Annotated in this window: 11 protein-coding genes and 1 pseudogene; 11 read left to right on the forward strand and 1 reads right to left on the reverse strand. The window is 49.4% G+C overall.

Features of this window, described 5'->3' with window-relative positions; translation table 11 throughout:
* Positions 1-92 precede the first annotated feature (92 nt).
* From BLS62_RS02820 to BLS62_RS32520, 8 genes are all read left to right on the forward strand, one after another.
* Positions 93-2,408 (forward strand): nitric-oxide reductase large subunit, encoded by a 2,316-nt coding sequence (locus BLS62_RS02820; protein ID WP_093176653.1) that lies wholly within the window; start codon positions 93-95, stop codon positions 2,406-2,408.
* A 232-nt stretch (positions 2,409-2,640) separates the two neighbouring features.
* Positions 2,641-4,044, forward strand: a complete 1,404-nt coding sequence (locus tag BLS62_RS02825; RefSeq protein WP_208990652.1) for an MATE family efflux transporter — start codon at positions 2,641-2,643, stop codon at positions 4,042-4,044.
* A gap of 298 nt (positions 4,045-4,342) precedes the next feature.
* On the forward strand, positions 4,343-4,768 hold the full coding sequence (locus BLS62_RS31575) for a hypothetical protein (RefSeq protein WP_208990653.1): 426 nt from the start codon (positions 4,343-4,345) through the stop codon (positions 4,766-4,768).
* A 678-nt stretch (positions 4,769-5,446) separates the two neighbouring features.
* On the forward strand, positions 5,447-6,112 hold the full coding sequence (locus BLS62_RS02835; RefSeq protein WP_143521483.1) for a hypothetical protein: 666 nt from the start codon (positions 5,447-5,449) through the stop codon (positions 6,110-6,112).
* A gap of 411 nt (positions 6,113-6,523) precedes the next feature.
* Positions 6,524-7,168, forward strand: coding sequence for a hypothetical protein (locus BLS62_RS02845; RefSeq protein ID WP_093176662.1), 645 nt, complete (start codon positions 6,524-6,526; stop codon positions 7,166-7,168).
* Positions 7,169-7,562: 394 nt separating this feature from the next.
* Complete coding sequence (locus tag BLS62_RS02855) at positions 7,563-8,336, forward strand: hypothetical protein (protein WP_093176667.1); 774 nt, start codon at positions 7,563-7,565, stop codon at positions 8,334-8,336.
* Positions 8,311-8,781, forward strand: a complete 471-nt coding sequence (locus tag BLS62_RS32515) for an autotransporter outer membrane beta-barrel domain-containing protein (RefSeq protein ID WP_093176669.1) — start codon at positions 8,311-8,313, stop codon at positions 8,779-8,781. The genes BLS62_RS02855 and BLS62_RS32515 overlap by 26 nt, the downstream gene beginning before the upstream one ends.
* 59 nt (positions 8,782-8,840) lie before the next feature.
* The gene (locus tag BLS62_RS32520) at positions 8,841-9,074 is read left to right on the forward strand and encodes an autotransporter domain-containing protein (RefSeq protein WP_093176671.1); all 234 of its coding nucleotides are present in this window, start codon (positions 8,841-8,843) and stop codon (positions 9,072-9,074) included.
* Positions 9,075-9,576: 502 nt separating this feature from the next.
* Here BLS62_RS32520 and BLS62_RS02870 read toward each other — a convergent pair.
* A pseudogene (locus BLS62_RS02870) lies at positions 9,577-9,732 on the reverse strand (DDE-type integrase/transposase/recombinase); the annotation flags it as partial.
* Between the two features lie 209 nt (positions 9,733-9,941).
* On the opposite strand from BLS62_RS02870, the gene dctP reads away from it, so the two are divergent.
* The 3 genes from dctP to BLS62_RS02885 all read left to right on the forward strand — a co-directional run bounded on the left by dctP (position 9,942) and on the right by BLS62_RS02885 (position 12,917).
* Complete coding sequence (gene dctP / locus BLS62_RS02875; protein ID WP_093176675.1) at positions 9,942-10,931, forward strand: TRAP transporter substrate-binding protein; 990 nt, start codon at positions 9,942-9,944, stop codon at positions 10,929-10,931.
* A gap of 141 nt (positions 10,932-11,072) precedes the next feature.
* Positions 11,073-11,636, forward strand: a complete 564-nt coding sequence (locus BLS62_RS02880) for a TRAP transporter small permease (RefSeq protein WP_208990654.1) — start codon at positions 11,073-11,075, stop codon at positions 11,634-11,636.
* 9 nt (positions 11,637-11,645) lie between these two features.
* On the forward strand, positions 11,646-12,917 hold the full coding sequence (locus tag BLS62_RS02885; protein WP_093176677.1) for a TRAP transporter large permease: 1,272 nt from the start codon (positions 11,646-11,648) through the stop codon (positions 12,915-12,917).
* Positions 12,918-12,928: the final 11 nt, after the last annotated feature.

Genomic DNA, 12,928 nt, shown 5'->3' on the forward strand with positions numbered 1-12,928 from the left:
AACATTTGGGGAGGCACGTTGGAATACAGATTGATACTCTCAATTGGAATTCCAAGCTAAGTGTTTCCTCAAAGGCCCGGAGCAGCGCCATTATGTTTGACAAGGACTATGATGTAACCTTTTCGATCAAACGGCTTTGGATTTTGCTGGGTGTCGGCATGTTTCTCAGCTTTGCCGTGCTGCTTTATTTTGGCGCAGAGATTTACCATCTCAAACCCCCGATCCCCAGTATGGTTGTCTCTGATGATGGCGACGTGATCTACACCCGTGAGGAAATTGAGGAAGGCCAGAATGTCTGGCAATCCCTTGGCGGCATGCAACAAGGTAGCATCTGGGGTCATGGCAGTTATGTTGCGCCGGATTGGTCAACCGACTGGCTGCACCGGGAAGCTCTAGCCCTCCGGGATACGTACCACCGAGCACGGTTAGGCGCAGCCTACGCACCGCCAAGTGAGGAGCAGAAAGCGTTTCTCCAGGTTCTTGTTGCAGAGGAGATGAGGCAAAATCGCTACAATCCCGGCAACGAGACAACCACGATCTCCAATGAACGTGCCAGTGCTGTGGCACGGGTGGAGCAACATTTTACTCAACTTTTTTCAACCTACGATAACATCGAGGGCCAGAACCTACGCGATGACTATGCGTTTCCTCCCAACATACTGATATCGCCAGAAAAAGCGCACAAGCTCTCAGCTTTCTTCTTCTGGACATCCTGGAGCACCGTTACCAACCGGCCGAACGACACCATTTCCTATACAAGCAACTGGCCGCATGAACCATTGGTCAACAATAAGCCCACAGGCGCCTCGTTCATCTGGACGATCATCAGCATCATGCTGTTGCTGGGGTGTGCGGGCACGTTGTGCTTTTATTATGTACGTCAGTATGACTTGTGGCGAGAACAGATAGTTCCGGAAGGTGGACCAGCTAAAAGCAATCCGCTGGTCAACGCCCACATCACATCCTCTATGCGTGCCACCGCCAAGTATTTCTGGGTGGTCGTTGCGTTGATGACAGCGCAAGTGGCGCTTGGCATTCTCACAGCACATTATGCTGTTGAAGGCCAAGATCTCTATGGTATCCCGCTGGCGGACATTCTGCCTTATTCAATTTCCCGCACATGGCACACACAATTAGCCGTTTTCTGGATCGCAACCGCATGGTTGGGGACGGGGCTGTTTATGGCGCCGCTGCTTTCGGGGAAAGATCCTGCCTTTCAAACATTCGGCGTCAATTTTCTCTGGACCTGTCTCATCATCATTGTGGTTGGTTCATTCGCTGGCGAATGGCTTGGAGTCAATCAGTTCTTCTCACGCACTATGAACTTCTGGTTTGGCCACCAGGGTTATGAGTATGTGGATTTGGGCCGTTTCTGGCAGATTTTTCTCTTTATCGGTCTACTGCTCTGGACGATATTGGTCATACGTGGATTGTACCCGGCCCTCGAAGGTGGTCACAATCGCAGTCTCATCGCGCTTACACTCCTTTCAGCCGTGGCAATTGGCCTGCTTTACGGGGCGGGCTTGTTCTGGGGCGAAAATACTCACATCAGCATCATGGAATACTGGCGATGGTGGGTGGTCCACCTTTGGGTAGAAGGCGTTTTTGAAGTTTTCGCCACTGCAATTATCGCGTTGATTTTTGTCAACCTGCAAATCCTGCGTGGGTCTACGGCAGCCGTTGCGGTGATCTTCGCTACAATCATCTTCATGGCAGGCGGAGTACTGGGTACCTTCCACCATTTGTACTGGAGTGGCACACCGATTGGGGTGTTGGCCTTGGGCGCAGTCTTTTCTGCGCTGGAAGTTGTACCACTACTCGTCGTTGGGTTTGAGGCGTACCAAACGCATAAGCTGGAGCAAAATACGTCATGGATTGGGCATTACAAATGGCCGCTTAACTTCTTTGCATCTGTGTTGTTTTGGAACCTTGTTGGAGCAGGACTTCTCGGCTTTCTCATCAACCCGCCACTCGCGCTTTATTACATGCAAGGCCTCAATTCTACAGCCGCACACGGGCATGCTGCCATGTTCGGTGTCTATGGGTTGTTAGGTGTCGGCCTGATGCTATTCTGTCTGAGATCACTTATTGCGGACGACAGATGGAGCGATAAGTGGTTAAAGCATGCGTTTTGGGGCCTTAACATCGGTTTGGCTATGATGCTGGGACTTTCTCTAATTCCTCAAGGCCTCTATCAGGCTTATATCAGCTTTACAGAAAGCTATTGGCTTGCACGAGCCCCTGAAACGATCCACGGTCCACTTATGACGGCACTGGTGTGGGCACGCGTACCGGGAGACATTGTCTTCTCATGGGGGATCTTCTCCATCATCATGTTTATGTACCACGCCTATTTTGGCGAACCCATAGACGAAAAAACCGCGAAAGCTTCTGCAGTTGATGGTTGATGGTTGATGGTTGATGGTTGATGGAGCTTTTCTTTACATGGGGATGGGTCAAGACCTCTCGAGACTAACTTGAGAGGTCGAAACGCAGCGTTATCCAGTTTTCGTGATACTCTTGCAACACCGACCTCGCATTAATTACATGCGTGCAATGCTCATAATGCGCAATCTATAATAGTTAGTTATACTACCCCAAGTTTATAGAAGTTTCATTTCCGCAGGATCGTTTCAATGCTTGCTCAGGTTTCTTTTGTTTCGTCATGAACTGACGAATGTCATTCGCGTATCAGGTCCCCTAATGTTGGCCATGTCTGGCCGTACCCTGATGATGATCGTGGATAGATTGTGTCTTGCTGCTTATTCGGAGCAGACCCTCACCGCATCCGGACCTGCTGTCTTCATGGGCATGTCCGCTATATCTTTCTTCTCCGGCATCACACAGATTGGCCGCTCAGCCGTTGCTGAAATTAATGCACGCGATGGAGCCGAGGCTGCCAGCAAACTCGGGGGGCGCCTTTTTGTTGTCGCGCTCCTTTGCGTGTTGGGGCTCAATCTAACCCTTCCATTGCTTATGAACCTGTCTCAGTTCAGCGCACGTCCCGAAGAGATTGTCGTCCTGGAGAACATTTACCTGAGTTGGGCCATGTTGTTCGGGTCCATCATGATTCTGGACGGAGCAGCAAGTTGTTATTTCGGCGCTATCGGCAACACCCGACTCATTTTCAAAGCCAGCCTGGTGGGACAACTGGTTTCCATGCCTATGACGTACCTGCTGGTGTTCGGACTCTACGGATTTCCGGAGTTGGGCATGGCTGGTTCTGCCATCGGAACAGTCCTAGGCTCATTTGCCGTGCTGTTGGTGTACCTACCCAAAACGCCACTGGCTTTACGAGTTGCAGTCATTGAGGAATTGAAAAGCCTTACCCACATATCACGCGGACCTCTTCAGGTTTTAGTACTCTTCAAACGCGGCCTGCCGCTTGGTGCACATGACAGCGCTGATGAGATTGGTAACACCGCAATCCTTTGGGCAGCTTCCATCATCGGCACTGTTGCCCTTGCCGCCAACAACTTCAACGTTATCCTGAACTATATCGGCATCATTCCTGTCATCGGCATTGCAAATGGTGCAACCATATTAGCCTCTCAAGCAGTTGGCAAAGCCCAGTTTGATCGTATCGGAAAAATTGCCAGTGCCTCTCTTATGATAGCGCTCACCTACGTCGCTTTTGTCACAGTCATGCTACAAACGTTTGATGAGGAGATCACCACGCTCTTTTCAATTCGCAATTATGGCATTGATGTTTATGAACTTTCTATATCAGTCACGTCCTTGATCTGGTTTTATGCCGTAGCCTTTGCGCTCTCCTTCATTTCCAGCGGCATGTTGCAGAGCTTTCATCAAAATACGTTTGTATTTTGGGTTCGCATCGTAACCATGTGGTTCGGCAGCGTTCCTGCAGCCTACGTCATTGTTCTAAATTTTTCGCTAGAAGAAGGCGCTCTACAGTACATCTGGATTTCACTCAGTGCTTTTGAGTTAGCGCTCGGCTTCATTTTCGCCTCTCGTCTCTATTTTTGCGTTCGCAAGACAGTCGACAGAATAGATTTGTTGGACGTATTGATTAAGAGAACATAAGGCACCTAACCCACAAGAAAGACAACGGAGCTGCTGATAACCGCTGGTAATGCTATATAAATTGGCTAGGTCGACTGCGATGAACCTTGCCGTTTTTGGAATAGGTCCTTCCAACAATAATTGCTGCAAACTCATCCCATTTCAGAGTTTGATCCTCATATTTCCAAATAACAAAGCGAATTACTGTTGCAGAGGTTTTGCCCTCACACTTTTCGCCATTCCATTCATCAACGCAGCCCATATCGAAACGCTGAGTACCGTGAATATCGCGCTTGGGGGCAACACGTGGCCTACGGTTTTGCCTGTCCAACTTTTGTTTGGGCAAATGTTGGGCGTGCTCGGCACAGGGTGGGCCATCTGGCGCTGGCGCAATATGCCATTTTCAATCGGCAGGTATGAAGGTATCCTGCGAATTTTCTTCGCTGCTTCCATGCTTTGGTCGTTTTCATTAACCCTCCACCCAATTCTACTGCTCTTTGCGCTCGTTGATCTGGTCGGCGGAGGCTTGCATCTCGCCAAACCGATTGCAGCAGAGGAAATTGGTACAACTCAGCCTGCACAACAGGGAACAGCAAGTCATCCACTTATATGGCTTGCTGACCTCTTGAAGAAGAGAACCCACATAATCTGCAACATGACGCGCATCAACGGTGGCCGCCTGACCAACCAGTCCAGTTGTTCGATCAGCGAGTTCACCCGCTCAACCTACCGAAAAGTCAAATAGCACTGCCTTACATAAATCACCCTAAACACCTTGCGGGCAGATTGGATTGATTTATTAAATATTAGGACATCAGAAGCTCTGCAATTACTGAAAACATGTTGTTGCATATTTTTGCCAGCACCGAGACAGAATACAACGATCAAAATGAATGTGGGACACTCGCCCTGATGTTTCTACTGCTACTTGTCTATGCGGTGCGAATGTGTGGTTTCCTTTTTAATTTTTGTGCCCAATTTACTCTGTTGAATTGACGTCAGGTTGCGGGCTAGTTGCAGGACTGAGTACTAAATTAACGTAGTTTTACCGGGGTATTTATTTCTGTTTATCGCAACTGATATGTTAACTCGTCGCCTCGTTTGCGCACGAATTGCTGGTCGAGCTGAAGTACATCAAGAGAAGAATAAGCGCACCCCTTCATTTGCGCACCCGGGGTAATCAATAAGTGCATTTTCACCTGCTCGCAGGTCCAAAAGACGCGTAAACTCTATCTCACTAGCAACTGTCGTTTTGGTACTCTCAATCAGGGGCCTTTCTTCCTTTACTACGGCGCAAGAAGTCGTAACAGGAGGCGTATCAGTTACGCTAGACACAGAAGGTTTTGATGCATCTGAGGGCCTTATCGTTGGTGCCGATAGATTATCCGGCATTTTGTATATTTCAGAGGGTGCGTCAGTTGCCGTGAGCGTATTTGCGACCGTCGGTTATGGCGCCGAAGGAACCATAACTATTACCGATGCAACGATGTATGTGCAAAATGGCGTGCCGTTCTCAATCGGTAAGAACGGGTTCGCGGGAACGCATACTGCAACAAACTGTGGCCTTGTTGATCTCAGTTACGTCGGTACTATTAACATTCGCGCGGTATCAGATACCCCAAGTGAGAACCCAGGCGGGCTTATCGCCGGTACCATAAATGTGTTCGAGGGAAGTCAGATTGTTATCAATCATGACTACTATACCAACCTGTCAATGCTCGCACCAATTGTCTCTCAAAGCGAAGGCGCTGGTGACATTCTTTTTGAAGATGGTCATGCGATACTCGATGAGGATAATAGTAAATTCAGCGGTCCCATAACCGTTAAAGAAAATGCGCAACTCACCATAGATTCTACAGAAAGCACAGGTGAAGCTGACTTGGTTTTCTTTGGCGAGGAAGTCGTCGTTTCTGATGATGCCACAATTGACGACATCGCGATCGGCGGTGATATCTTCATCCAAAAACATGGCTACGCCGTTTTTAACACCCTCTCTGGGGTCTCTGGGAGGAAACTTATTCTTTCAGGCACCATCAACAATCAAGGAAGTTTACGCGCTCTGGTCGGAGGTACGTTGGTTCTGAGTTGAACGATCATTAATTTAAACGGGGATATTGAGCTTACTGGCGGCACTACACTTGAATTTACAAATGGTGATGCTCTAGGCGGCGGGTCTATCAACCTTGATTCCTGGCACTTAAGCTTTATTGGCACCAAAGACGCGTCGATTTCAAATGCGATTACTTTTAAAGGTGATACCAATTTCCTTATTGCGGCGGATCGCAGCCTGACTACATTTGGCGATATAGCTGTGAATTCGTCGAGTTCTTTTAATAAAACGGGTGCAGGTACATTGGTACTTGGAGGCACAAACAGTTTTGACGACGGTCTTCGACTAAATGCAGGCGCTGTTTAATTTGGTGCAGGCACCCTTTATTTTGGTGGAGGTGGTCTGGTATTTTCATCTGAGTCAGACGCAACTCTCAACAATTCCATTCAGTTGGAGAGTGACGGCTCTATTCGTATTGTTGAAGAGAGGATACTGACTATAGATGGCATCATATCGAATAGTGGTCTTCTCACGAAAACAGGCACACTCATTCTCACCGCCATCAATACGTGGACTGGTGGCCTTAGTATTGATGAAGATGAAATTCAGTTTGATGATCTAAGTAATCTTGGAACCAGCACAACAACACTTAACGGCGGAATTCTAATCTATACCGCGTTCAACGAGGATAGTGCTTCAGGAGAAGCTGTCCTAGGAGAGAACGCCAGCGTATTTTCGATTCAAGATTCCAGCAGCAAATTCGAAATCAGTACAGATTTAGCAGGCGCTGCGGGTTTAACCATTCAAGGGGATAGCACGACCGAGTTAACCGGAAACAACTCCGGCTGGTCCGGTGATATAACCGTGGTTTCATCGACATTGGAGCTCAGCGAACACGATAGCTTGAGTATTCGGAAACTTACGCTTAACGACAGTACTTTGATAGTGGTGCCTTCAGGCGACCTGGCGTTGGATAACTTTGCTTTGACAGGAACATCTTCCACGATTGATGTCGAAGACCCATCGGGTAGCGTTACCATTTCTGATGACCTGACCGGCCCCACCAATTTAAACACAACTGGGTCCGGCAAATAAGTAGATTCATCCGGAGATAACTCTACTTAGAGTGGTGATATCAACCCAATCAGCAACACCCTATTGTTTTCTGCCAGTGAAAATATTGGCAGAAAACAATAAACTTGGAAGACAGCCTATTAGCTTACAAAGGAAGTGACACGATCACGCTGTCTAATCTGTTGTTTTCTGGTACATCAGGCGACCTTACGGCTTTACACCCCGATAGTCTCATTAATTTGAAGGCAGCTTTCACTGACGTAAACCTCCTTTCGTTTAGTAGTAACGGTCAAATCAATCTGCTTGGCGACAACTCCGCGTATAACGGGCCTATTAATGTTAATGGGCCATCCCTGAGCCTTTCTTCTCAGATTCACAGATAGGCACCCATGGGGTCGAATTTGTTGGCGGCACATTGATCTACACTGGCACTGAAGACGTGGTGCTCTCCACCACACGCCTCCGGTTCGGCACTGGCGATAACGAGTTTTCTATCGTCAATTCAGGCACCACCTTAACATGGACAGGGGATGCCTCGCCTTCCGTTAATACAGACCTTAAAAAAACAGGTGATGGAACACTGATTTTTGCTGGTGGTACCAAAGGACTTGCCGACGTAGGTGTGGATGGCGGGACGTTTCTTCTAGGCGGATCACCAACAGACCTATCTGTACTTACAGGCGATGTTGAAGTGAACTCTGGCGGCACATTGGGTTGCCGTGGGACGATTGATGGCACAGCAATCTTGAACGGCGGTACGTTCTCCCCAGATGCGTCATTCGGCACGACAACAGTTGGTGGGCTTAATGCGGGCACCACAAGTACACTAAACATGGAAATCGGTTACGATGCCAACAACCCTGGTATTATCAGCAGTGACCAGATCATTGTTTCTGCTGGTGGCATTGTTGATCTCACAGGCATCAACCTGAAACTAGTGGAAGTTGCTGGACCAGATATCATCAATACAGCAACCATAGTGGATATTATCAATTTGGGCGCTGGGGCAACCCTTATTGGAACCTTCGCCAGTATCACGGACGATATGTATTTCCTGGATGCAGTAGTTAATATTGATACTGTAACGCCAGTGGTGGGGCTCTCCTTTGTACGCAACGCCAACAGGTTTGGCGGTGTCGCTGACACACCAAACGAAGGTGCGGTTGCAGGCGCTGGATTCTTTAAATGAAGCCGGTGAACTCTTCGGTGCTCTTGCTCCAATGTCAGCTGTGCAGGTCGCTGCCTTGCTTGAGCCGTTGGATGGGAAGATTAACACCTCCAGCCACGCTATCATCCTGGCGGATAGCCGTTTTGTACGTCAGGCAGTAAACGATAGGCTTTATACCGCACACCGTGCATTCCAAGAGCCTGAGATGAATGACAGCCAAGCAACAAAGACGGTCGGTGCCTACGAAATGTGGGGTCAGGTCTACGGCAGTTGGGCTCAGTTCTCCAGCGATGACAACGCTCATACAACAGACCGTAACGTTGGCGGGCTTGTGGTTGGTGTTGATGCACTTGCCAATGATTTGGTTCGCTTTGGTGCTGTCGCCGGGTTCGGTCGCTCAACGTTCGATGTGGGCGCGGTTGCTTCAGACGCAGATAGCGATAACTTCACCTTTGGCGATACATGAGTTTGGAAGGCTTTGCCCCCGCGGCTCTGCTAGGTGGGGTAACTGGCTCCTAGCATAACATTTCCACCAACCGTGAGGTTAACTTGATTGGCGCAGGGCAGCTGGTGTCTGATCAGTTTGCCAGCAGTGTGCAGGTGTTTGGTGAACTAGGTTCCAATGTAGAATTGGATAGCGCTAGCATTGAACCGTTTGTGGGCATCTCCTACGTATACCTTTCAAGCCGTAGGTTTAATGAAACCGGAGGTCTTGCTGGCTCAGAGCGGGCGATCAAAGTGATAGCCTCACATTTGTAACGCTGGGTGCGCGCGGTGCTTGGGATTTATCCTCTTATGTTTATGATAGGCTGTCACTCGTTGGCTTGACGGCGTGGCAATACAGCAATGAAGATACCCTAGACTTCACTCAGGAATTTGTTGACAGCGGCAATCCGTTTATGATCGCCAGCGTGCCAATTGCGCAAAATGTAGCACTGCTGGAGTTGGTCTTGAATCTCAAATAACCGAGAACATGCGCCTTGACCTGAATTACTACGGGCTCATTTCCCACGATGTGCAGGATCATGGTGCAAATGCGCGCTTCATTGCAAACTTCTGACGCCACATCAACAGTACAAACAGCAAGCGTTGTTGCAGGCGGGTCAATTAATCAGAGAAGACCCATAAGCATCTAGCTACTATGTTGATAGCGACCTAACAAACAATACTCTAACAGTTAACACTAGCCCAACAGCGACGGCAATCACACCGTTACCCGGCTCAAAGGCCCGGTCAACCAGATACATTTTACCCTCACGCTTTAACTCAGAAATTTTGTAGGCGCTTTAGCATTTCGGCTCGGCGGTAGGCAAAAATCGATAGTTCTGCCTTCCTCATCCACCGCCACTGCCACTGCGCGATAAAGATAGAACCACTTTCCCCCGATTTTCAGGTAGGCCTCATCCACACGTCAGCTCCGCAATCAACTCGTTGCTCAACCCAACGAAAGCACTTGTCAAGTTGCGAGGCGTAATGCTGGACCCAACCCACATGCCTTATCGGAAATTGAGCGATCTAGACAATATACTTACGTTTTCTCACTAATAACGACCTGTACTTCTTCAAGAAAAAATGACAGCTAATATACCACGTATTTCTGATCATTTGTTTTGGAGAGGGAAACCGATGAGAACCAAACTTATTTCCATGATGGGCGCTGCAGCCCTGACATTATCTTGTGCATCTGCAATGGCGACGGAGACTATCCGCGTTACTCTTCAGTTGCCTGAAACGCATAGCCTCGGCAAAAACTGGAACGCCTTCAAAGACATCATTGAAGCAAAGTCCAATGGCGAACTGTCTTTGCAGCTGTTCCCGTCTGCTCAGCTCTTTAAGGATAAAGAAGTTCCTGAGGCTGTTGGTTCTGGCGCGATTGAAGCCGGTTCAGCCTTCCTTGGCCGTTTTGCAGGTTCCGTACCAGCCGTTGAAATCGTCAACCTGCCTTTCTTCTTCCGTGATGAAGACCACCTGCGCGCTGCTGCAAGCAACGGGTCTCCAATGCGTGAGATCCTCGATGCAGCCGTCTTGGAAGAAACTGGCGCACGCGTTTTGTGGTGGCAGGCTTATGGCCGTAACATCTACCTCAACAACGGTGATCCAATCAAAACCCCGGATGACCTCAAGGGTCAGAAGGTTCGGACCTACGGTAAGGTTTTGGGTTGGACGGTTGAAGCCCTTGGCGGCGCACCAACGCTTATGTCTGGCTCCAAGCAGTTCCTTGCTTATCAGCAGGGCGCGGTTGATGTTGGCATGACTGGTACATCCGGCGTAAGCAGCCGTAAGCTTTATGAAGTCATGGAAAACATGACGCTCTCATATGATTTTGCCATTGAGTTTGTTGCAGTCATCAACAACGAGTTCTTCGAGGGCCTTTCTGCCGAAAACCAGAAGATCATTCTGGACGCTGCTGCACTGGTTGAAAAGCAACTGCGTGATGAAGTTTATGCCGGTGAAGACGCTTTGGTTGAAAGCGTTTCCGACAAAATCAACGTTGTCCGTTTGAGCGCTGAAGAGCGTGCAAAATGGGTAGAGGCAACCGCTTCTGTTCAGGACCGCTTTGTTGAGGCTGCTGGCCCTGTTGGTGCAAAGGCTGTTGAAGCTGCCAACAACATGTAAGGGCACTCAGGCAAGCCACTCGTCTGCCCGTCCTCGCCCAAAAATTGGCCTTGTTAAAAATGAGAGGGAGCCACCTGGCTCCTTTTCCATTCCTAACATCCTTCGGGGTCTCCTTTATAAAAGGAGAGGACTGCACACCATATGAACCCATCAATGTGTGCAGTTATCGTCTCCGGCAAACACATCTGGTGCTCAGCCGTGATCAAACTCATTGATAGTATTTCCGAATTCACCGGTAAGGTTGCTGCCTGGGTGTTTTTCGCCATTGGCTTCTTCATCACTTACGAAGTCATTTCTCGTTACGTCTTCAACAGCCCAACCATTTGGGTGGATGAGGTTTCCCGTATCGGACAAGTATGGGCCGCCTATTTGGCAGGTGCCTTCGCTCTTAAACACCGTGAGATGATCGTCATTGACGTTGCCTTCCGCCGGACGGACACGACAATCCGCAAAGTCGTTGAAACCTTTGCTATTTGTGTGATTGCACTCTTCTGCCTGACTGCCGTTTGGTACGGCTATGGCCTGTGGCTCAAGTCTACCCTGCGCGGACACACAACCGATACGTACCTCGCTTTGCCCAAATGGTTCACCCACGCCTCCGTTTGGGTTGGCTTCAGTTTGCTGGGCCTTCAAGCCATTGCCGAGGCGGTGAAAATCTGGACGGTTGGAGTGCCGGCAGATGACACCTTGCAACATGAGATTTAGGGGCTTTTGATGACCGCATTTATTATTCTCGCTGCCCTGCTGCTGCTGCTTGTCTTTCGCGTGCCTGTGGCGTTTGCGCTTGGCTCACTCGGCGTCTTTCTGCTCTGGTATTTCCCGCTGCCACTGAACGCTGTGCCACAACGTCTTTACGGCTCCATGGACAGCTTTGAGTTGCTGGCCGTGCCTATGTTTTTGCTCATGTCCAATGTGTTGCTGAAGGGCGGTGTTGGCAAAGATCTGTTCGCTGCGGTGCAAAGCTGGGTTGGCCATTGGCCGGGCGGTCTTGGCGTTGCCACCATCCTGTCTTGTGGTTTGTTTTCTGCAGTGTCCGGGTCCTCAGTCGCCACAGCGGCCACCATCGCAACTGTCGCGATCCCCGAGATGACATCTCGCGGTTATGATCGTCCGTTCGTGCTGGGTATGCTGGCAGCTGGCGGAACGCTTGGCATTCTTATTCCGCCGTCCATTCCGCTCATCCTGTATGGCATCGTGACGGAAAGCTCGATCCCTAAACTGTTCCTTGCAGGGATTGGGCCGGGCCTGTTCCTCGCCAGTGTGTTCATCGTCTACGGTATGCTTTATTCCCGCTTCAGCGGCAAATATGAGCGCATTGCCAAAGCAACATGGGCAGAACGCAAACGCGCCACCTTCATGGCTTTACCGACAGTGCTGCTGGCTGGCTCCATCATCGGTTCCATTTATGCAGGCATTGCAACGCCTTCCGAGAGTGCTGGCATTGGCTTTGTCATGTCTTTGGTGATCACCATCGCCATGGGCCGTATGAACTGGCAAGGTCTGAAAGAGGCCACCTACAAATCCATGAAGACCACCACAATGGTGTTCCTCATCATTGCCGGGGCCAAGGTGTTTTCCTACGCGATCACGCTGTACAGACTGCCGCAAGATGTCTCTACGATGCTGACCTCCAACATCTCAGACCCAACTATCTTCATTCTGGCGGTTGGTTTGGTATTGCTGATTGTTGGTTTCTTCCTTGAATCTCTCAGCATGTTGCTGATTATGGTGCCTGTGCTGTTCCCAGCGCTTAGTGGAATGGGTATTGATCCGATCTGGTTCGGTATCTTTTTTGTGGTCTTGATTGAGACTGCATTGATCACGCCGCCGGTGGGGATGAACCTGTTTATTATTCAAGCAGTTGGCGGAGCAAAGCTCTCCGAGGTTGCCAAAGGCGCATGGCCGTTTGCGCTCATGATGCTGGCAACAGCAGCGCTGCTTTACTATTGGCAAGGGCTTGCCCTGTATATCCCATACAACACATAGATTGAGAGCAA

The organism is Pseudovibrio sp. Tun.PSC04-5.I4 (assembly GCF_900104145.1).
In the GTDB taxonomy this organism is placed as follows: Bacteria; Pseudomonadota; Alphaproteobacteria; order Rhizobiales; family Stappiaceae; genus Pseudovibrio.